This is a genomic window from Streptomyces sp. NPDC048734, assembly GCF_043198675.1.
Classification (GTDB): Bacteria; Actinomycetota; Actinomycetes; order Streptomycetales; family Streptomycetaceae; genus Streptomyces.
In genome coordinates this window covers 1-20,744 of sequence record NZ_JBICUZ010000031.1, presented here as the reverse complement: position 1 = coordinate 20,744, position 20,744 = coordinate 1, and the positions used below count along the sequence as shown (strand labels likewise).

At 71.3% G+C, this 20,744-nt stretch carries 16 protein-coding genes; 8 read left to right on the top strand and 8 right to left on the bottom strand.

Going from position 1 to position 20,744, the window contains the following annotated elements; genetic code table 11:
* Positions 1 to 152: 152 nt before the first annotated feature.
* Genes ACGFQC_RS35600 through ACGFQC_RS35580 form a run of 5 tightly spaced genes read right to left on the bottom strand, consistent with a single transcriptional unit; the run spans position 153 to position 5,775 of the window.
* Entirely contained in the window at positions 153 to 1,463 is a 1,311-nt protein-coding gene (locus ACGFQC_RS35600) for a DUF58 domain-containing protein (protein WP_363088608.1), read from the bottom strand.
* Positions 1,463 to 2,452, bottom strand: a complete 990-nt coding sequence (locus ACGFQC_RS35595; RefSeq protein WP_363088607.1) for a MoxR family ATPase — start codon at positions 2,450 to 2,452, stop codon at positions 1,463 to 1,465. Before ACGFQC_RS35595 ends, ACGFQC_RS35600 begins: the two co-directional genes overlap by 1 nt.
* Positions 2,452 to 3,648: a DUF4350 domain-containing protein gene (locus tag ACGFQC_RS35590; protein ID WP_363088606.1), complete on the bottom strand. Its 1,197-nt coding sequence runs from the start codon at positions 3,646 to 3,648 to the stop codon at positions 2,452 to 2,454. Before ACGFQC_RS35590 ends, ACGFQC_RS35595 begins: the two co-directional genes overlap by 1 nt.
* Positions 3,645 to 4,445: a DUF4129 domain-containing protein gene (locus tag ACGFQC_RS35585; protein WP_393289099.1), complete on the bottom strand. Its 801-nt coding sequence runs from the start codon at positions 4,443 to 4,445 to the stop codon at positions 3,645 to 3,647. Before ACGFQC_RS35585 ends, ACGFQC_RS35590 begins: the two co-directional genes overlap by 4 nt.
* 4 nt (positions 4,446 to 4,449) lie before the next feature.
* On the bottom strand, positions 4,450 to 5,775 hold the full coding sequence (locus ACGFQC_RS35580) for a hypothetical protein (RefSeq protein WP_363088605.1): 1,326 nt from the start codon (positions 5,773 to 5,775) through the stop codon (positions 4,450 to 4,452).
* A 140-nt stretch (positions 5,776 to 5,915) separates the two neighbouring features.
* Here ACGFQC_RS35580 and mtnA point away from each other — a divergent pair, with 140 nt between their 5' ends.
* The 7 genes from mtnA to ACGFQC_RS35545 all read left to right on the top strand — a co-directional run bounded on the left by mtnA (position 5,916) and on the right by ACGFQC_RS35545 (position 14,898).
* Complete coding sequence (mtnA, locus tag ACGFQC_RS35575; protein ID WP_363088604.1) at positions 5,916 to 7,055, top strand: S-methyl-5-thioribose-1-phosphate isomerase; 1,140 nt, start codon at positions 5,916 to 5,918, stop codon at positions 7,053 to 7,055.
* Positions 7,056 to 7,235: 180 nt separating this feature from the next.
* Positions 7,236 to 7,925 carry a two-component system response regulator MtrA gene (gene mtrA / locus ACGFQC_RS35570; RefSeq protein WP_005316841.1) on the top strand — a complete coding sequence of 230 codons (690 nt, stop codon included), beginning with the start codon at positions 7,236 to 7,238 and terminating at the stop codon, positions 7,923 to 7,925.
* Position 7,926: 1 nt separating this feature from the next.
* Positions 7,927 to 10,005, top strand: a complete 2,079-nt coding sequence (gene mtrB / locus ACGFQC_RS35565; RefSeq protein WP_363088603.1) for an MtrAB system histidine kinase MtrB — start codon at positions 7,927 to 7,929, stop codon at positions 10,003 to 10,005.
* Complete coding sequence (locus tag ACGFQC_RS35560; RefSeq protein ID WP_363088602.1) at positions 9,995 to 11,824, top strand: LpqB family beta-propeller domain-containing protein; 1,830 nt, start codon at positions 9,995 to 9,997, stop codon at positions 11,822 to 11,824. Before mtrB ends, ACGFQC_RS35560 begins: the two co-directional genes overlap by 11 nt.
* A 174-nt stretch (positions 11,825 to 11,998) precedes the next feature.
* Positions 11,999 to 12,940: a ComF family protein gene (locus tag ACGFQC_RS35555; RefSeq protein ID WP_363088601.1), complete on the top strand. Its 942-nt coding sequence runs from the start codon at positions 11,999 to 12,001 to the stop codon at positions 12,938 to 12,940.
* A gap of 314 nt (positions 12,941 to 13,254) precedes the next feature.
* Positions 13,255 to 13,947, top strand: a complete 693-nt coding sequence (gene hpf / locus ACGFQC_RS35550) for a ribosome hibernation-promoting factor, HPF/YfiA family (RefSeq protein ID WP_393289100.1) — start codon at positions 13,255 to 13,257, stop codon at positions 13,945 to 13,947.
* Between the two features lie 204 nt (positions 13,948 to 14,151).
* On the top strand, positions 14,152 to 14,898 hold the full coding sequence (locus ACGFQC_RS35545) for a response regulator transcription factor (RefSeq protein ID WP_363088600.1): 747 nt from the start codon (positions 14,152 to 14,154) through the stop codon (positions 14,896 to 14,898).
* A 109-nt stretch (positions 14,899 to 15,007) separates the two neighbouring features.
* On the opposite strand, the gene ACGFQC_RS35540 is transcribed toward ACGFQC_RS35545, so the two are convergent.
* The gene (locus ACGFQC_RS35540) at positions 15,008 to 16,204 is read right to left on the bottom strand and encodes a DNA glycosylase AlkZ-like family protein (protein WP_363088599.1); all 1,197 of its coding nucleotides are present in this window, start codon (positions 16,202 to 16,204) and stop codon (positions 15,008 to 15,010) included.
* Between the two features lie 59 nt (positions 16,205 to 16,263).
* The gene (locus ACGFQC_RS35535) at positions 16,264 to 16,860 is read right to left on the bottom strand and encodes a GNAT family N-acetyltransferase (protein WP_363088598.1); all 597 of its coding nucleotides are present in this window, start codon (positions 16,858 to 16,860) and stop codon (positions 16,264 to 16,266) included.
* A gap of 280 nt (positions 16,861 to 17,140) precedes the next feature.
* On the opposite strand from ACGFQC_RS35535, the gene secA reads away from it, so the two are divergent.
* Complete coding sequence (gene secA, locus ACGFQC_RS35530; RefSeq protein ID WP_363088597.1) at positions 17,141 to 19,978, top strand: preprotein translocase subunit SecA; 2,838 nt, start codon at positions 17,141 to 17,143, stop codon at positions 19,976 to 19,978.
* 158 nt (positions 19,979 to 20,136) lie between these two features.
* Here secA and ACGFQC_RS35525 read toward each other — a convergent pair whose 3' ends face one another.
* Positions 20,137 to 20,409: an Rv3235 family protein gene (locus ACGFQC_RS35525; RefSeq protein WP_393289098.1), complete on the bottom strand. Its 273-nt coding sequence runs from the start codon at positions 20,407 to 20,409 to the stop codon at positions 20,137 to 20,139.
* Between the last annotated feature and the right edge of the window lie 335 nt (positions 20,410 to 20,744).

The window sequence follows — 20,744 nt, the reverse complement described above, 5'->3', positions numbered from 1 at the left end:
CCGATGGTACTGCAGGGGGGACCCTGTGGGAGAGTAGGACGCCGCCGAACAATCATTCCGGGAAACCCCCGTGCCAATGGCACGGGGGTTTCCTGTTTTGACGGTCGCGTGTCTGGATGTAAGGGGCTCCCCTCAGGGAGCCCCTTTTTGCGTTACAGGCGTCCTGCCGCTTTCAGAGTCAGGTAGGCATCGGCCAGTGCCGGCGCCAGTTCCTCCGGGACGGCATCGACGATCGTGACTCCGTGGCGGCGGAGTTGCTCTGCGGTGCGGGACCGTTCTGATTGCGTCTGGGCTGCGGCCGCTGCTTCGTAGACGGCTTCAGTGGTTCCGCGGGAGGCGGCCATGCGGGCGATGTACGGGTCGGCCACCGAGGCCACTATGACGGTGTGGTGCCGGGTGAGTTGTGGGAGGACAGGTAGGAGGCCCTCTTCGACCGGTGCGGTGTCGAGCGTGGTCAGTAGGACGATCAGTGAGCTGCGGTGGGCCGTTCGCATTGCTGTGGCGGTGAGACCACGGGCGTCTGTCTCGACCAGTTCCGGTTCGAGGGACGCCATGGCGTTCACCATAAAGGGGAGGGTCTCTCTGCCTGAGCGGCCCTGGACGAGGCCGCGTACACGGCGGTCGTAGGCGAGGAGGTCGACGCGGTCGCCGGCGCGGGATGCCAGAGCGGCCAGGAGCAGGGCCGCGTCCATCGAGGCGTCGAGGCGGGGTGCGTCGCCCACGCGGCCTGCGGAGGTGCGACCGGTGTCGAGGACCAGGAGGATGTGGCGGTCACGTTCGGGGCGCCAGGTGCGGACGGCGACCGTGGTGTGCCGGGCTGTGGCGCGCCAGTCGATGGACCGGGTGTCGTCGCCGGGCACGTACTCGCGCAGGTTGTCGAACTCTGTGCCTTCGCCGCGGGTCAGGACGCTGGTGCGGCCGTCGAGTTCACGCAGACGAGCGAGTTTCGAGGGCAGGTGCTTGCGGCTGGTGAAGGCGGGAAGAACCCGTACGGACCAGGGGATCGTGCGTGTGCCCTGGCGGGAGAAGAGGCGCAGGGGCCCGTAGGAGCGGATGGTGAGGCGGTCGGCTTGGCGGTCGCCGCGGCGGGTGGGGCGCAGCCGGGTGGTGATACGGCGGCGCTCGCCGGCGGGGACGGTGGTCTCGTGGCGGGAAGCGGCGGTTTCGGTGCCGGGCTGCCAGCTACTGGGCGGCCAGGCATCGCGGATGTGGGCGCGCAGCAGCCGGCGGGAGGGGTTGGTGATCGTGAGGGTGACGTCAGCCGTATCGCCGAGGCGTACGGAGGTGTCGCCGGAGCGTGTCAGACGCAGGTGGCGTACGGGGGCCGCGAGGGCGAAGTCGCAGGCGCAGGCGATGGCCAGGGGGGCGTTGACGGCGAGGACGCCTGTCCAACTGGGCGCCCAGATGCCGATGGGGAGGGAGCCCAGGGCCGCCAGGAGGGCGGTGCGTCCGGTGAGTGCCATCAGCGGGGGACGGGGACGTGGGTGAGGATCGCGGTGATGACCGAGTCGGCGGTGACGCCTTCCATTTCGGCCTCCGGGCGGAGTTGGACGCGGTGCCGGAGGGTGGGAAGGGCGAGGGCCTTGACGTCGTCGGGGATGACGTAGTCGCGGCCGGTCAGCCAGGCCCAGGCGCGGGCGGTGGCAAGGAGAGCCGTTGCGCCGCGTGGGGACACGCCGAGAGAGAGGGAGGGAGATGTGCGGGTGGCTCGGCAGATGTCGACGACGTAGGCCGTGATCCCGGGGGAGACGGTGGTGCCGGCGACTGCGGCGCGGGCCGCTTCGAGGTCCGCGGGGCCGGCCACCGGGTGGACGCCGGCGGCACGCAGATCGCGGGGGTCGAAGCCTTCGGCGTGGCGGGTGAGGACGTGGATCTCGTCCTGGCGGGAGGGGAGCGGGACGGTGAGCTTGAGGAGGAAGCGGTCCAGCTGGGCTTCGGGGAGGGGGTAGGTGCCTTCGTACTCGACCGGGTTCTGGGTCGCGGCGACCAGGAACGGGTCGGGGAGAGGGCGGGCGGTGCCGTCGACGGTGACCTGGCGTTCTTCCATGGCCTCGAGGAGGGAGGACTGGGTCTTCGGCGGGGTGCGGTTGATCTCATCTGCGAGCAGGAGGTTGGTGAAGACCGGGCCCGGCTGGAAGGAGAACTCGGCGCTGCGGCTGTCGTAGACGAGGGAGCCGGTGACGTCGCTCGGCATGAGGTCGGGGGTGAACTGGACTCGTTTGGTGTCGAGTTCCAGTGCGGAAGCGAGAGCGCGGACGAGCAATGTCTTGGCCACTCCCGGGACTCCCTCGAGGAGTACGTGTCCGCGGCACAGGAGGGCGACGACGAGGCCGGTCACGGCGGGGTCCTGGCCGACCACGGCCTTCGCGATCTCGGCGCGCAGGGCTTCCAGGGAGGCGCGGGCACTGCCCGGGTCCCCGGTGGTCCCGGCGTTGTCAGTGGTCGGGTCCATCATGGACGGCGTACCTCTCTTTCGAGGGCGTCGAGTCGGTCGGCGAGGGTGATCAGGCCCGTGTCGTCGGCGGGTGGCGGGCCGAAGAGGAGGGGGTGCAGGGACTGTCCGCCGCCGTCGAGGTGGGTGGACAGGGCCGGGACGAGGGTTTCGGGCGTGTGTGCCTGGGCGACGGGGATTCCTACGAGAGGGGCGAGGCGGGTGCGGGTGGCGGAGCGAAGAGCTGTGGCCGCGCGGTCGCGCGCGTCGGCCCTGCGGTAGAGGCGGGCGCGGCCTTCGACGGCTTCGGAGGCGCGGATCGCGACGGGGAGTTTTTCGGGGACGAGGGGGCCGAGCCGGCGTCCCCGCCAGAGGGCGGCGAGGGCTGCCGCGACGAAGAGTTGCAGTGTGCCCCAGAGCCAGCCGGAGGGGATCAGGTCGAAGAAGCTCTTTTCCTCGTCCTGGTCGGCGGCTGAGGTGTCGGAGAGCGAGGGGAGGTACCAGACCAGATGCGGGCGGGATCCGAGGAGTTGGAGGGCGAGGGAGGCGTTGCCCTGCTCGTCGAGGCGGTCGTTGTGGAAGATGTCGGGCGCGCCGAGGACGACGGTGTCGCCGTCGCCGGTGGTGTCCGGGACGCGGACCAGGGTGGCCAGGCGGTTGCTGGGGTAGCACTCGTCGGCGTCGCGTCGGGTGGTGGTGTAGCGGATGCCGCCGGTGTCGGCGCTGCCGGCGCGCTGCGCGGCGGGCAGTGCGCAGCCGGGGGTGAGGGTGGAGGTGCGGCTGGTGGCGGGGGCCGCGGTGACACCGGGGGTGAGGGCTTCGACGGACCGGGCCCCGGGGGCGACGAGGACCGTGCGGCCGCCGGAGCCGGCTGTCGCCGAGCGCAGTTCCCGCTGGCGGCGTTCCGTCAGCAGGTCGGGGGCGGCGACCAGGAGGGTGGTGTCGGGGCCCGTCGCGGCGCGGGCCCCGGTCAAGGTGGTGACGACGCGGGTCGAAACGCCGTGGTCGGCGAGGAGTTCGGCGACGGCGCGGCTGCCGTAGGGGTCCCCGGAGCGAGGGTCGAGGGCGCTGTGGCGGGCGTCGGAGCGCAGGGTGGCGAGGACCGCTGCGCCGGCCAGGAGGAGCGCGAAGGCGAGGACGATGCCGCGCGAGCGGGTCCACACCTGGCGGGCGGTGGGCGAGGCCGAGGTGGCCGGGGGCGTGGCCGCGGTGGTCATTCGGTGCCCTGGCGGGTGTGCTGGGCCGCGATGGGGGCGCTGTCGTGCGTGAGGTGGGGTCTGGCGCCGGTCAGGTCGCGGTCGAGGCCGGCGATGCGGGCGTACGCCTGCTCGGTGGCGGTGCGGCCGCCGTATGTGACGTCGTCGAAGTCGCGAGCGGCGGAGCGGAGTCGGCCGGTGTGGTCGGGAAGGGTACGGCCGGCTTCCGCGGCGGCCTCGTCGGCGGTGCGGCCGGGGCGGTTGTCGAGGAGGGCGCGTTCCTCCAGGGAGCGGACGATGGCGCGCATGCGTTCCTGGACGGCCTGGCTCCAGTGGCCCTGGGCGGCGTGTGCCTCGGCGGCCGCACGGTGGTCGGTGGCGCTGCGGGGACGGTCGTCGAACAGGGCCGCCATGGAGGCGGGGCGGCGGCTTGGGGTGCCGAGGCGCCACCACAGCGCGGCCACCGCGGCGGAGACGGCCAGGACGATGACCACCAGGCCGAGCACTCCTCCCGGTGCGGCGGTCGAGGCGGCGCCGAAGAGGCCGTCGAGCCAGTCCCAGAAGGTGTTCAGTGCGCGTTCGAACAGGCTGGGATCGTTCTCGTGGTACAGCCGCTTGGACAGTTCGCGGCGGGCCGCCTCGCGTGCGGGGTCACGGGGGACGGTCACCGGCGGCTCGCCGCCTGGGCGTGCCCACGACAGCGGCGTGCCGTCGGCCGCGCGCGACAGCGTGTGCCCGGCGCGGTCGGCGGCACCCGACAGGGCCGTGCGGGCCCGGCCTGCCGGTGCCGCCGTGAGAACTTCCCCCGCAAGCCTCACCGCATCAACTCCCCGGGATGCCCGGGGTGGTGCCGGGGGTGGGGGTGCCGTACCCCTGGACGCCGGCGGCGCGGGCCAGGTCGAGGTCGAGGGCCTCGCGGCGGATGCGCTGGTCGACGTAGAGGAGCACGGCGACGCCCGCCGTGATCGGAAACGTGATCAGGGAGCCGATGACCGAGCCGATGCCGCTGACGATGAGGTACGTCCAGCCGAGCTCGGTGTCGGTGTCCGTGAAGGCGCTGAGACCGCCGGGGCCGAGAGCGGCGCCGAGGAGGGCGAAGGGCACGGCGATGATCATGGCGACGAGGTTCGCGATGATCAGGGAGAGCACCTGGATGCCGAAGATCCGCCACCAGGAGCCGCGGACGAGCTTCGCGGACCGGGTCAGGGCTTTCTTGATGCCCTGCTTCTCCAGCATCAGGGCCGGCGAGGCGAGGGAGAAGCGGACCAGCAGCGACACCGCGAGGACGACCGATCCGATGCTGCCCATGGCGGTGAGGGCGTCACCCGCGGCGCCGCCCAGAAGGGCGCCCGGCAGGACGCAGACGACGGCGACGGCGGTTACCGTCAGCAGCAGCAGGAGGATCAGGCCGAACAGTTTGAGCAGCTGGGGGCGGGCGTCGCGCCACGCCTCGCCGCTGGTGACCGGCTTGCCGAGGATGGCGCGGCTGGTGACGGCGGTCAGGAGCGCGGTCGCCGTGATGGTGCCGACCAGGCTGACCAGGAAGATGACGCCGGAGTCGAGCAGGACGGAGCCCATGGCGTCGAGCTGTTCGTCGACCGTGGCGCTCGGGTCGCCGAGCGCGGCCGTGCCCGTGGACTCGTTCAGGACCAGGCCCTGCAGGAGGACGACGATGATCTCCACGACGACGGCGACGGTCAGGGAGATGCCGAGGACCGTGCGCCAGTAGGTGCGCATGGTGGAGACGGCGCCGTCGAGGATTTCCCCCACGCCGAGCGGGCGCAGCGGGATGACGCCCGGCTTGGCCGCGGGCGGGGGGCCGCCCCAGCCGCCGCCCCAGCCACCGGGAGCGCCGTATCCGCCGTAACCACCGGGACCGGTGGGCGGGCGGGTGCCCCAGCCGGTGGCGGGGGGTGGTGGCGGAGGGGCCTGGCCCGGGTTGTGGGCGCCTGTCGGCGCGGACCACTGGCCGGGTGGCGGCTGCTGCGGGGACCACTGCGTGCCGGGGCCCTGCGGGTTCGGGGCCGGCCGGTCGGCGGGCTGCGTGCCGCCGGGCCGGTCGGCGGGCTCGGGAGGCATGGACGTCCCGGGCTCCTGTCCGTCGGACGGGGCGGATCCGGGCGAGGCCCAGCCCGGAGTGTCGTTCATCGTCGCTCCTTCACGGTGCCCGTCCGCGGTCGCGGCGGCAGGTTGGGAGCCATCGTGCCATGGGGTGGTCGACGGCGGATCGGCCGCGGTCCGGGCTGCGTGCCTTCGATTGTCCGGCCGATAACGGGCACACTGACGGCATGGCTGATCAGTACGCGCAATCCGGCGATGACAAGCGGCCCACCGAGATACCGGCGATCCGCTGGGAGGAACCACCCGAAGGCCCCGTTCTGGTGCTTCTCGACCAGACGAGGCTGCCGGCCGAGGAGGTGGAACTGGTCTGTACGGACGCGTCGGCACTGGTGGAGGCGATCGGTTCGCTCGCCGTGCGCGGGGCGCCGCTGCTCGGGATCGCCGGGGCGTACGGGGTCGCGCTCGCTGCCGCGCGCGGCTTCGCCGTGGACGAGGCGGCGGACGCGCTCGCGGGCGCCCGGCCCACCGCGGTGAACCTGTCCGTCGGTGTGCGCCGCGCACGCGACGCCTACCAGGCGGAGGTCGCCAGGGGCGGCAGCCCGGAGCAGGGGGCCCGCGCCGCCCTGGCCGCGGCGCGGCAACTGCACCGGGAGGACGCCGAGGCCAGTGCCCGGATGGCCGAGCACGGGCTGGCGCTCCTCGACGAGTTGCTGCCCGGCGGCGGACACCGGATCCTCACGCACTGCAACACCGGTTCGCTGGTGTCGGGCGGTGAGGGGACCGCTTTCGCGGTGGCTCTCGCGGCGCACCGGGCGGGCCGGCTGCGGCGGCTGTGGATGGACGAGACCCGTCCGCTGCTCCAGGGCGCCCGGCTGACGGCGTACGAGGCCGCGCGCAGCGGCATGGCCTGCACGCTGCTCACCGACAACGCGGCGGGGTCGCTGTTCGCGGCCGGCGAGGTCGACGCCGTGCTGATCGGGGCCGACCGCATCGCGGCCGACGGATCCGTGGCCAACAAGGTGGGGAGCTATCCGCTCGCCGTGCTCGCCCGGTACCACCATGTGCCGTTCATCGTGGTGGCGCCGCTGACGACGGTCGACCCGGACACCGCCGACGGGGCGTCCATCGAGGTCGAGCAGCGGCCCGGGTTCGAGGTGACGGAGATGGCCGCGCCGCAGGCGCCGGTGTCGGGAGCGGGGGGCGGGATCCCGGTGGCGCCCCTGGGGACGCAGGCGTACAACCCGGCGTTCGACGTGACGCCGTCCGAACTGGTCACGGCGATCGTCACGGAGGAGGGTGTCGTCTCGCCGGTGACGGCCGAGGGCCTGGCGGAGCTGTGCGCCAGGGCACGGCACGCGACCACCTGAGGGGAGGGCCGTCCCGCGGGACGGCCCGCTCCCCTTGTCCCACGGGGGCTGTCGGCGGCCTCCGGGCGTGCGCCGAGCGCACTGCCGGGGGCCGGGGCAGACAGTGACCGTTCCCTACGACTATCGTCACGGGCCAGTGACCCTGCTCACCAGCGCCACTGTCACTGTTATGAGAATGGGATGATGTCGTTTATGAAGGGACGAGTCCTTGTCGTCGACGACGACACCGCACTGGCCGAGATGCTCGGCATCGTGTTGCGTGGTGAAGGTTTTGAGCCGTCTTTCGTAGCCGACGGCGACAAGGCGCTGGCCGCTTTCCGTGAGGCGAAGCCCGACCTGGTGCTGCTGGACCTGATGCTGCCCGGACGGGACGGTATCGAGGTGTGCCGCCTGATCAGGGCGGAGTCCGGGGTGCCGATCGTCATGCTCACGGCCAAGAGCGACACCGTCGACGTCGTCGTGGGCCTCGAATCGGGTGCCGACGACTACATCGTGAAACCGTTCAAGCCCAAGGAACTGGTCGCCCGGATCCGGGCGAGGCTGCGGAGGTCCGAGGAACCCGCTCCCGAGCAGCTCACCATCGGTGACCTCGTCATCGACGTGGCCGGCCACTCCGTGAAACGCGACGGACAGTCGATCGCGCTGACCCCGCTGGAGTTCGACCTGCTGGTCGCGCTGGCCCGCAAGCCCTGGCAGGTGTTCACGCGGGAAGTGCTGCTCGAGCAGGTGTGGGGCTACCGGCACGCCGCCGACACCCGCCTGGTCAACGTGCACGTACAGCGGCTGCGCTCCAAGGTCGAGAAGGACCCGGAGCGGCCGGAGATCGTGGTGACCGTCCGTGGCGTCGGTTACAAGGCCGGACCGAGCTGACATGTCCAAGGACAGTGCCGCTTCGGCCCCCGGCCGGTCCGGGGCCCGTCCGGAGCGGCCTGTCGGCCCGCGGCAGACGGGATCGCGCTTCGCCCACCTCTTCGCCGGCGGGCTCCTCCAGGGCGGCGTGCGCAACAGTCCCGTCCTGCGGCTGCTGCTGCGCTGGATGCGCAGGCCGCTGCTGCCCGTCATGCGGCTGTGGCGGCGCAACATCCAGCTCAAGGTCGTCGCCACGACCCTGCTGATGTCGCTGGGCGTCGTCCTGCTGCTCGGCTTCGTCGTCATCGGGCAGGTACGCAACGGGCTGCTCGACGCCAAGGTCAAGGCCTCCCAGAGTCAGGCCACCGGCGGCTTCGCCGTGGCCAAGCAGAAGGCCGACGAAGTGGCCGGCGCCGCCGCCGACGACGGAAACAGCCCGGACGGCCGCGCCTCCCAGAACGTCATCGAATGGATGAGCGAACTCGTGCTGTCGCTGTCCAGCGGCGGCCAGGGCGCCTTCGACGTGGTCACCCTGCCCCCCGGCGACGACAGCGGCGGCGGCCGCGGACCACGGGCCTCCGGCTCCGTCGACCCCAACAAGAGCGTCCCCGACGTCCTGCGTGAACGCGTCAACAGCAGCACCGGCGCCGTCCAGAGGTACTCCCGCATCATCTACCTCAGCGACAAGGAGTCCCAGCCGGCCCTCGTCATCGGCAAACGGGTCAACGACCCCAACGGCGACCCCTACGAGCTGTACTACCTCTTCCCGCTCGCCCAGGAGGAGAAGTCCCTCAGCCTCGTCAGAGGCACCCTCGCCACCGCCGGACTCTTCGTCGTCGTCCTCCTCGGAGCCATCGCCTGGCTCGTCGTACGGCAGGTCGTCACCCCCGTGCGGATGGCCGCCGGCATCGCCGAACGCCTGTCCGCCGGACACCTCCAGGAGCGCATGAAGGTCACCGGCGAGGACGACATCGCACGACTCGGCGAAGCCTTCAACAAGATGGCGCAGAACCTCCAGCTCAAGATCCAGCAGCTGGAGGACCTGTCACGGATGCAACGGCGGTTCGTGTCCGACGTGTCGCACGAGCTGCGCACACCCCTGACGACCGTACGGATGGCCGCCGACGTCATCCACGAGGCCCGCGAGGACTTCGACCCCGTCACCGCCCGCTCGGCGGAACTCCTCGCCGACCAGCTCGACCGCTTCGAATCCCTCCTCGCCGACCTCCTCGAGATCAGCCGCTTCGACGCAGGCGCCGCCGCCCTCGAGGCCGAACCCGTCGACCTGCGCGAAGTCGTACGCCGTGTCGTCAGCGGAGCCGCACCGCTCGCCGAACGCAAGGGCACGTCCATACGCGTCCGCGGCGACCAGCAGCCCGTCGTCGCCGAAGCCGACGCCCGCCGGGTGGAACGCGTCCTGCGCAACCTCGTCGTCAACGCCGTCGAACACGGCGACGGCAAGGACGTCGTCGTCAAACTCGCCAGCGCCGGCGGAGCCGTCGCCATCGCCGTCCGCGACTACGGCGTCGGACTCAAGCCCGGCGAGGCCACCCGCGTGTTCAGCCGCTTCTGGCGCGCCGACCCGGCACGCGCGCGTACCACCGGCGGCACCGGCCTCGGACTGTCCATCGCCCTGGAGGACGCCCGCCTGCACGGCGGCTGGCTCCAGGCCTGGGGCGAACCCGGAGGCGGCTCACAGTTCCGGCTCACCCTGCCCAGGACCGCGGACGAACCCCTACGGGGCTCACCGATACCCCTGGAACCCAAGGACTCCCGCCGCAACCGCGGACTCAACGAAGCAGGCCTGCCGCGCGGCGGAAGCGAGAAGAGCGCCACCGTTCCCCTCCAGCCCGCCCGTGAGCAGCGTCCACCCGGACGGGCACCCCTGACACCCCGACAGGGCACCGCGGCCGCCACCGCCGACCCGACGGCACTACCCGGCAACGGTGCGCGCGTCGTGCCCCGGCCCGCCTCGGACACCCGCCCACCGGACCCGCCCACCAGGGACGGGGCACACGGTGAGACACCCGGCCGAACAAGCCGGACGGACAGGGAAACCGACGGCGCGAACGAACAAGGGGAGGCATTTCGTGGGCGCTGACCGCGAGGGGGGCCGCCGGCGCACGCCGGTGCGCGGAGCGGCGTACGCCGTGTGTGGCGTCGTACTGCTGGCGGGATGCGCCTCGATGCCCGACAGCGGCGACCTGCGCGGCGTCGAATCCACCCCCCGCCAGGAGACACAGGTCCGGGTCTTCGCCATGCCGCCCCGCGACGACGCTCCGCCCGCCGAGATCGTCCAGGGCTTCCTCGAAGCCCTGACCAGCGACGACCCCGGCTACTCCACTGCGCGCCAGTACCTCACCCCCGGTGCCGCACAACAGTGGAGACCTGAACGGTCCACCACGGTCCTCGCGGACGGGCCGGGCACCCAGGCCGACCGCTCCGGCAGCAGGGAGAACGGCGACGACTTCGCCTTCCGGCTGACCGGCACCCGCGTCGCCACCATCGACGCCCAGCAGTCCTACACCCCCGCCTCCGGCGACTACGACCAGACGGTGCACCTCACGCGCGACAAGAAGACCGGACACTGGCGCATCGACGCGCTGCCCGAAGGCGTCGTCATGGGCAAGTCCGACTTCCAGCGCAACTACATGTCGCTCAACAAGTACTACTTCGCCTCCCACACCACGTCCGCCGGCTCCGGACAACCCATGGCCGTCGCCGACCCCGTCTACGTCCGCGAACGCGTCGACCCCATGACCGAGATGGTGCGCTCCCTGCTCAACGGGCCCACCAGCTGGCTGCGCCCCGTCGTCCGCTCCAGCTTCCCCACCGGCACCGCACTCACCGCCGGCGTCACCTCCCTGGCACCCGATGACCAGAACAAGCTCACCGTGCCGCTCAACGACAAGGCGGCCCGCGTCGGGCACGGCAAGTGCGACGAAATGGCCGCGCAACTGCTGTTCACCCTCCAGAGCCTCAACCCCATCGTCGACGAGGTCGAAGTACGCGCCGGCGGAAACCAGCTCTGCTCCCTCACCGAGGACCGGGCCGCCGCCGTCGCCGAACGCGGAGCGGAACGCCGACCCGACTACCTGTACTTCATCGACGCCCGCCACCGCCTGATGCGCAGGACGAACGCCGGTGACAGCGCCGGATCCGAAGCCGTGCCCGGCGCACTCGGCGACGGCACCCAGGCCCTGCGCTCGGTCGCCGTGTCCCGCGACGAACACAGCGCGGCCGGCGTCGCCCTCGACGGCAAGGCGCTCTACGTCACCTCCACCGTCGCCGGCAACTCCCTCGGCGAACCCGTTCTCCTGAGCAAGGGCAAAACCGAGACCGACCGGCTCACCACCCCCAGCTGGGACGCCCAGGGCGACCTGTGGATCGCCGACCGCGACCCCGCCGACCCGCGCCTGCTCCTCCTGGAGAAGGGCGGCGGCGAGCCCCTGCAGGTACTCACCCCCGGCCTCGACGGACGGATCAACACCGTACGGGTCGCCGCCGACGGCGTACGGATCGCTCTCGTCGTGGACCGGGACGGCAAGCAGTCCCTGCTCATCGGACGGATCGAACACGACAGGAGCGGCGAACGGCCCACCGTCGCGGTCCAGGAACTGCGCTCCGCGACCCCCGACCTGGAACAGGTCACCGCCATGTCATGGGCCGGGGACAACAGGCTCGTCGTCGTCGGCCGCGAAGCCGGCGGAGTCGAACAGGTCCAGTACGTCCAGAGCGACGGTTCCATCCCCGAGACCGGCACGCTCCCCGGCCTCACCGAGGTCACGAGCATCGCCGCCTCCGAGGACAGCGAGGCCCCCCTCTTCGCCACCTCGAAGGAGGGCCTGCTGTGGCTGCCCGGTGGGAGCGGCTGGCGGACGTTGAAGGAGACCGGCTCCGTCGCGTTCTACCCGGGGTGAGGACGGTCGCGTTCCGACGGGGGGCAGGCCGACGCACCCGGCCGGCCTGACCCTCGTCGGGCCTGGTTCTCTTCGGGCCTGCTCCTCCAGGCCCTCCGGGACTTTCCACAGGCCCGCGCCAGCCCTTTTCCACAGGGGTGGCAGGCCCTCCCCGGCCTTGGCACAGTGATCGGTGTGGAAAGCGTTCGGCGGTGGTGGCAGGACCTCTCCGGCCTGGTGCTCCCGGCCGAGTGCGGCGGCTGCGGCACGGCGCGCACCGTGCTCTGCCACCAGTGCCGTGCCGCGCTCCACGGCACCATGCCCCGCCGGGTCCGGCCGGACCCAGAGCCGCCCGGGCTGCCCGCCGTGCACGCGGCCGCCCGGTACGCGGACGAGGTACGGGCCGTGCTGCTGGCCCACAAGGAGCGCGGCGCGCTGGCGCTGACGCGACCGCTGGGGACGGCGCTGGCGGGGGCGGTGCGGGTGGGGTTGGGGGAGGCGGGGGTGGGGGAGGGGCCCTCGCCCCCACCGCGAGCCGTGCTTCTCGTCCCCGTCCCCTCCGCGCGCCGGGCCACCCGTTCCCGGGGGCATGATCCGGCCCGGCGGATCGCGCTGGCCGCCGCGGCGGAGCTGCGGGCGGCCGGGGTGCCGGTGCGGGTGGCCGCGGTGTTGCGTCAGCGGCGGGTGGTGGCCGATCAAACGGGGCTCAACTCGCGGCAGCGGCTGGACAATCTGCTCGGCGCACTGACGGTGGCGGCCGGTGGCGCGCGGCTGCTGCGCGGTGCCGACGCGGTGGTGCTCGTCGACGACCTGGTGACGACCGGTGCCTCTCTCGCGGAGGCCGCGCGTGCCGTGCGGGCGGCGACGGAGACGCACCGGGCGGCTGAGGCGGTCGGCCCGGCGGCGATGGACACGCACCGGGCCGGTCCGGCCGGCCGGGGGGCGGGTGAAGAGGGCGTGGCCGCTGTGTACGACAGCGCTGCCCGGGAAGGCAGGAGGGTACGACCGTCCGAAGCGCGGGAGGGAGGTACGGACCCGGCACTGGTGCGGCCGCTGGGCGCGGCACGGTCCGCCGACCTGCTGTGCGCGGCCGTCGTCGCGGCGCCACCGGACGCTTTCGAAATAAACCGGAACTGACCGAGGGCCGGTGTCGTTGCAGGTATTGAGAGGACCAATTCACCTGAACGGGGGTACGCGGCAGTAGAGGGTGACGACATCCGTCCGGGCGAGATATGTTCGGTTGTGAGGGAAAGCCGCAGGCCACACCTCTCGAATCCGAATGTTGTGCTGCGCTTTGAGGTAATCATCGCGGCATCTGGGGTGTAGATCTCGCCCATGGGGGAGGAGGAGGTGGAAGTCACCGAGTCCGAGGTTCCGGTGTCCACCGGAACCTGGTGCAAAAGGGAGATGCTCCGCCGCTGATGCGGAGCGATCCGGGAACGGAGTTCTGCGTGGACATCGTCGTCAAGGGCCGCAAGACCGAGGTGCCCGAGCGGTTCCGCAAGCACGTGGCCGAGAAGCTGAACCTGGAGAAGATCCAGAAGCTCGACGGCAAGGTGATGAGCCTCGACGTCGAGGTGTCCAAGGAGCCGAACCCCCGACAGGCCGACCGGTGCGACCGAGTGGAGATCACACTCCGCTCCCGCGGTCCGGTGATCCGTGCGGAGGCAGCGGCCAGCGACCCGTACGCGGCACTCGATCTGGCGGCGGAGAAGCTGGACGCCCAGCTGCGCAAGCAGCACGACAAGCGTTACACCCGGCGCGGCGCGGGGCGGATCTCGGCGGCGGAGGTCGCCGACCGCGTACCGGGCGTCGCGACCCTCGGCAGCAATGGCCACCCCGTCCCGTCCGAAGAGTCCGACAGCGTGCCGACGAAGAAGATCGGGTCGCTGGAGGTACAGGGTGACGGCCCGCTCGTGGTGCGCGAGAAGACCCATGTGGCCGCCCCTATGACTCTTGACCAGGCTCTTTACGAGATGGAGCTGGTCGGGCACGACTTCTATCTCTTCGTCGACTCCGAGACGAAGGAGCCGAGCGTCGTCTACCGGCGGCACGCTTACGACTACGGCGTGATCCACCTCAACACGGACCCGATGGTCGCTCAGGCCCCGGGCCCCGAGGCGGGCGGCGCGCTGGGCGGCTGACCCCGCCCCGGTGACAGCTGAGCTGGTGCCCCTGGAGCGCGTGTGCGCCCCCAGGGGCACCCCTGTGCGCCCCTTCGGGCATCGCTCCGTCGCCGGGTTGTCGTCCGGGCATGGAATCATGGCGGCAACGGCTCAACCGGTGGGTCGTTGCCTTGCGTTGGCGATGGCACGCGACCACGGCCACAGCCTTCAGGGGGAGGAACGATGGCGGACAGCTTCGGACCGATGCATGACGGGGATGCCGTCGAAGGCGTCGTCGGCATGGGCCCGGACGGGGGTGCTCCCCGCAAGGAGCCGATCAGGGTTCTGGTGGTGGACGATCATGCCCTGTTCCGCCGCGGGCTGGAGATCGTGCTTGCCGCGGAGGAGGACATCCAGGTCGTCGGTGAGGCGGGGGACGGGGCGGAGGCCGTGGAGAAGGCGGCCGATCTGCTGCCCGACATCGTGCTGATGGACGTACGGATGCCGAAGCGCGGGGGTATCGAGGCGTGCACCTCGATCAAGGAGGTGGCTCCCAGCGCGAAGATCATCATGTTGACGATCAGCGACGAGGAGGCCGATCTCTACGAGGCGATCAAGGCGGGTGCGACGGGTTATCTCCTGAAGGAGATCTCCACGGACGAGGTGTCCACGGCCATTCGGGCGGTGGCGGACGGGCAGTCGCAGATCAGTCCCTCGATGGCGTCGAAACTGCTGACCGAGTTCAAATCGATGATCCAGCGCACCGGTGAGCGCAGGCTGGTGCCCGCGCCGCGGTTGACGGACCGTGAGCTGGAAGTGCTCAAGCTTGTCGCGACGGGGATGAACAACCGGGACATCGCCAAGGAGTTGTTCATCTCCGAGAACACCGTGAAGAACCACGTGCGGAACATTCTGGAGAAGTTGCAGCTGCACTCCAGGATGGAAGCGGTGGTGTATGCGATGCGGGAGAAGATTCTCGAGATCCGGTAGCTCCGGCGGCTCCGGTGTGTTGGTCCCGGTGCGGTGCGGTGCGGTGCGGTGCGGTGCGGTGCTCGTGTGCAGTGGTCCTGCGCGGTGCTCCGTGCGGTCGGGGTGGCGGTCAGGGGAGGGCCCGGGCGAGTTCCTGGGTGAGGGGGGCGCGCAGTTCGGGGGCGTCGACGCGTTCCACTCGTACGTCCGTGCAGTTCACCCAGCTCGCAGCTTCGGCCAGGGCCTGTGCGACGGCGGGGACGGCCTGGGGGCCGTCCAGCGTGATCTGCCGGGCGACGAGGGTGCGGCCCTGGCGGGCGGGGTCGACGCGGCCGACGAGCCGGCCGCCGGCGAGTACCGGCATGGCGAAGTAGCCGTGGATCCGCTTGGGTTTGGGCACGTAGGCCTCCAGGCGGTGGGTGAAGCCGAAGATGCGCTCGGTGCGGGCACGTTCCCAGATGAGGGAGTCGAACGGGGACAGCAGCGTCGTGCGGTGGCGGCCGCGGGGCGTCGTCTCCAGGGCCGCCGGGTCTGCCCAGGCCGGTTTTCCCCAGCCTGCGACGGTGACCGGGACCAGACCGGATTCGGCGATCACCGCGTCGACCTGTTCGCCCTTGAGGCGGTGGTAGTCGGCGATGTCCGCGCGCGTGCCGACGCCCAGGGCGCGGCCGGCGAGGCCGACCAGGCGGCGCAGGCATTCGGTGTCGTCGAGTTCGTCGTGCAGCAGGTCGGCGGGGACGGCCCGTTCGGCGAGGTCGTAGACCCGCTTCCAGCCGCGGCGTTCGACACAGACCACTTCGCCGTACATCAGGGCGCGTTCGACGGCGACCTTGGTGCCGGACCAGTCCCACCACTCGCTGGTCTTCTTGGCGCCGCCCAGTTCGGTGGCGGTGAGGGGGCCCTCGGTGCGCAGTTGCTTGACGACCTGGTCGTAGGTGCCCTCGGGGAGGGTGTGGTGCCAGTGCGGGCGGTTGCGGTAGGCGCGGCGGCGGAAGGCGAAGTGGGGCCACTCCTCGACGGGGAGGATGCACGCGGCGTGGGACCAGTACTCGAAGGCGTGGGGCCGGTCGTCGGGTGCGCCGGGGGTGGGCTTCCAGTAGGCGTCCTCGACGGTGGTGCGGCCGACGGCCCCCAGGCGGGCGTAGGGGATGAGTTCGTGGGAGCGGGCGAGGACGGAGATGGTGTCGAGCTGGACGGCGCCGAGGCGGCGCAGGACGCCGCGGACGCCGGCTCTGCGGTCGGGGGCGCCGAGGAGGCCCTGGGCGCGCAGGACGATGCGGCGGGCCTCGTCCGCGGAGAGTTCGGTGGCGGGGGGCGGGGTCGTCATGGTGCGCACGATAGGGGGTGGGTATGACAGTCGGTACTGAGCTGCGGGTTCGCCCGTACTCAGGCGGGGTTGGGGGTGGGGCCGGGGTGCGGTGGTGCCGGGAGGTAGGGGGTCGTCGAGGGCAGGCCGAGGTCGGAGGGGAGCAGGGAGGCCACCCAGCAGTCGCGTCGTACGCCCTTGTTGTCGATCGCGGAGCGCAGGGTGCCCTCCAGGGTGAAGCCGGCGTGCCGGGCGACCGCGAGGGATGCGGTGTTGCCGACCTCCGCGCGCCATTCGACGCGGTCGACGGCGAGGTGGGTGAAGGCCCAGCGGGAGGCGGTGACGGTGGCCTCGGTGGTGTAGCCGTTGCCGCGGTGTTCCCTGGTGGTCCAGAAGCCGATCTCGGCGGTGCCGGGGGAGCGCATGGTGAGGCTGAGGAGGCCGGTGAGGCTGTCGTCGGGGAGGAAGACGCCGAAGGTGAACGCCGAGCGGTTCGCCCAGCCCTCGGGGGCGAGCTGTTCGGTGAAGCCGCGGGCGTGTTCGGGAAGGTAGGGGGAGGGGATGGTGGTCCAGCGCTGGATGTCGGGGTCCTGGGCGGCGGCGTGGACCGCGTCGGTGTCCCGGGGGCCGACCGGGCGCAGGACGAGGCGGTCGGTGGTGAGGGTGACGGGTTCCATCGGCCGATTCTGCGCGCGGGGCCGGTGCGGGCGCCATCCTTTCGCGGTGGGTGAGCGGCTGATCACTTTTCGCGTGATTCGTCCGGCGGGCGCGGCACCATCGGCGGGGCCCGGCCGTTGTGCCTGTGACGGAGAAATCAGGCGCCGCCGTGAGGCGGTGTGCGGTCCGCGTCACGGCAGGCCTCCCGGCGTGGCGGGGTCCTCGCATACGATGGCCGTTGCTCAGTGAGTCAAATGAAACCGACCGTCCCAGGCCCGACCGGCAAGGAGACCAACCCCCGTGTCCGTCCTCTCGAAGATCATGCGTGCAGGCGAAGGCAAGATCCTGCGCAAGCTGCACCGCATCGCGGACCAGGTCAACTCCATCGAAGAGGACTTCGTCGACCTCTCCGACGCCGAGCTGCGGGCCCTCACCGATGAGTACAAGCAGCGGTACGCCGACGGCGAGTCGTTGGACGACCTGCTGCCGGAGGCGTTCGCCACGGTGCGTGAGGCCGCCAAGCGTGCGCTGGGACAGCGTCACTACGACGTGCAGATCATGGGTGGTGCCGCCCTGCACCTCGGTTATGTCGCCGAGATGAAGACCGGTGAGGGCAAGACCCTGGTGGGCACGCTGCCCGCGTATCTGAACGCCCTGTCGGGTGAGGGCGTCCACTTGATCACGGTCAACGACTACCTGGCCGAGCGCGACTCCGAGATGATGGGCCGCGTCCACAAGTTCCTCGGTCTGTCCGTCGGTTGCATCCTGGCCAACATGACGCCGGCCCAGCGCCGCGAGATGTACGCCTGCGACATCACGTACGGCACGAACAACGAGTTCGGTTTCGACTACCTGCGCGACAACATGGCGTGGTCCCAGGACGAGCTCGTCCAGCGCGGCCACAACTTCGCGATCGTCGACGAGGTCGACTCCATCCTGGTCGACGAGGCGCGTACGCCGCTGATCATCTCGGGTCCGGCGGACCAGGCGACGAAGTGGTACGGCGATTTCGCCAAGCTGGTCCTGCGTCTCAAGCGCGGCGAGGCGGGCAACCCGCTCAAGGGCATCGAGGAGACCGGCGACTACGAGGTCGACGAGAAGAAGCGCACGGTCGCCATCCACGAGGCCGGTGTCGCCAAGGTCGAGGACTGGCTGGGCATCGACAACCTCTACGAGTCGGTGAACACGCCTCTGGTGGGCTACCTGAACAACGCCATCAAGGCCAAGGAGCTCTTCAAGAAGGACAAGGACTACGTCGTCATCGACGGCGAGGTCATGATCGTCGACGAGCACACCGGCCGTATCCTCGCGGGCCGCCGCTACAACGAGGGCATGCACCAGGCGATCGAGGCGAAGGAAGGGGTGGACATCAAGGACGAGAACCAGACGCTCGCGACGATCACCCTGCAGAACTTCTTCCGCCTGTACAAGCGCCACGACCACAACGGCAAGGAACTGCCCGGCCTGTCCGGCATGACCGGTACGGCGATGACCGAGGCCGCCGAGTTCCACCAGATCTACAAGCTCGGCGTGGTGCCGATCCCGACGAACAGGCCGATGGTCCGCAAGGACCAGTCGGACCTCATCTACCGCACCGAGGTCGCGAAGTTCGAGGCGGTCGTCGACGACATCGCCGAGAAGCACGAGAAGGGTCAGCCGATCCTCGTCGGCACGACGTCGGTCGAGAAGTCCGAGTACCTGTCTCAGCAGCTCAGCAAGCGGGGCATCCAGCACGAGGTGCTGAACGCCAAGCAGCACGACCGTGAGGCGCAGATCGTCGCGCAGGCGGGCCGCAGGGGCGCCGTGACGGTGGCCACGAACATGGCCGGCCGTGGTACGGACATCAAGCTGGGCGGCAACCCGGAGGACCTCGCGGAGGCGGAGCTGCGCCAGCGCGGGCTCGACCCGGAGGAGCACATCGAGGAGTGGGCCGCGGCGCTGCCGGCCGCCCTGGAGAAGGCCGAGCAGGCCGTCAGGGCGGAGAAGGAGCAGGTCGAGGAGCTCGGCGGGCTGTACGTGCTGGGCACCGAGCGGCACGAGTCGCGGCGTATCGACAACCAGCTGCGCGGTCGTTCCGGCCGTCAGGGTGACCCGGGCGAGTCCCGCTTCTACCTGTCGCTGGGCGACGACCTGATGCGTCTGTTCAAGGCGCAGATGGTGGAGCGCGTGATGTCCATGGCGAACGTGCCGGACGACGTGCCGATCGAGAACAAGATGGTCACGCGGGCCATCGCGTCCGCGCAGTCGCAGGTCGAGCAGCAGAACTTCGAGACGCGCAAGAACGTCCTGAAGTACGACGAGGTCCTCAACCGGCAGCGCGAGGTCATCTACGGCGAGCGGCGTCGTGTCCTGGAGGGCGAGGACCTCCAGGAACAGATCCATCACTTCATGGACGACACGATCGACGCGTACGTGTCGGCGGAGACCGCGGAGGGCTTCGCCGAGGACTGGGACCTGGACCGGCTCTGGGGCGCCTTCAAGCAGCTGTACCCGGTGAAGATCACCGTGGAGGAGCTGGAGGAGGCGGCCGGTGACCGTGCGGGGCTGACCGCCGAGTTCATCGCCGAGTCCATCAAGGACGACATCCGCGAGCAGTACGAGTCGCGGGAGAAGCAGCTCGGTTCCGAGATCATGCGTGAGCTGGAGCGGCGGGTCGTGCTGTCGGTCCTGGACCGCAAGTGGCGTGAGCACCTCTACGAGATGGACTACCTCCAGGAGGGCATCGGCCTGCGCGCGATGGCGCAGAAGGACCCGCTGGTCGAGTACCAGCGTGAGGGCTTCGACATGTTCTCCGCGATGATGGACGGCATCAAGGAGGAGTCCGTCGGCTACCTGTTCAACCTGGAGGTCCAGGTCGAGCAGCAGGTCGAGGAGGTGCCGGTCGAGGACGCGGCGCCGGTCGACATGGAGAAGCAGGACGTGGTGCCGGCGCAGGCCCGTCCGGAGATCCGCGCCAAGGGCCTGGACGCCCCGCAGCGGCGCAACCTGCACTTCTCGGCGCCGACCGTGGACGGCGAGGGCGGCACCGTCGAGGGCGACTTCGAGAGCGACGAGGAGCCGGTGCGCTCGGAGGCGGACGGTCTGACGCGCGCGGAGCGGCGCAAGCAGGCGAAGGCCGGGCGGCGTCGTAAGAAGTAGTGCCGTGAGAAAGTGCCGTGAGAAGTAGTCACGGGAAGTCGTCACGGGCCGGATCACCCGAGGGTGGTCCGGCCCGTCGGCGTTCGTGGGGTGGCGTGCCGCCCGCCCCGTCTCCCGGCGTGGCGGGGGAGGGGCGGGGCGGGGTGCGGAAAGGCTGCTCAGTCGTTGTCGGTGTGGGGTGTGCGGGGGCCGCCGAGTTCCACCGCCGTGCACCGCCAGCGGCGGTCCGTGCCGCACTCCAGGCGGAACGCCATCGCGCGCAGGCGGTCACCCGCGCCGATGCGGGCGAAGACCTCCAGGGCGCCGGGACGGGCGACGTAGTAGCCGATGTCGCGTACGACGGGGTGGGTGCCGCGGGTGGTGCGCAGGGGGCCGCTCTCGGCGAGGTGCGCCAGGTCGTCGTAGGCGCGGCCGACGGTGTGGCGGAGCATCGAGTGGACGGGGCGGCGGCCGCTGAGGACGGCGAGGAGACGATCGGCGAAGAGATCGGTGGGACGGGGCTGGCCGGGCTCGGCGAGGGGCCTGCGGGGGCTATGGACCGGGACGGTGGGCGTCGTGCGTGTCGTGGGCGTCGTCGCGGTGGGCGGTGTGGCGCGGGGTGCGTCGGCGTTGGTCGTGGGGCGGTTGTCGGTGGGGCGGGTGCGGGCGGCGGGGAGGGCGCCGGGCGAGCCGGGCGGGGGGGGGCCCCCCGGGGGCGGGGGGGGGCCCCCCCCCCGGGCCCCCGGGGGGGGGGCGGCCGGGGGGCGGGGGGGGGCCCCGCCCCGCG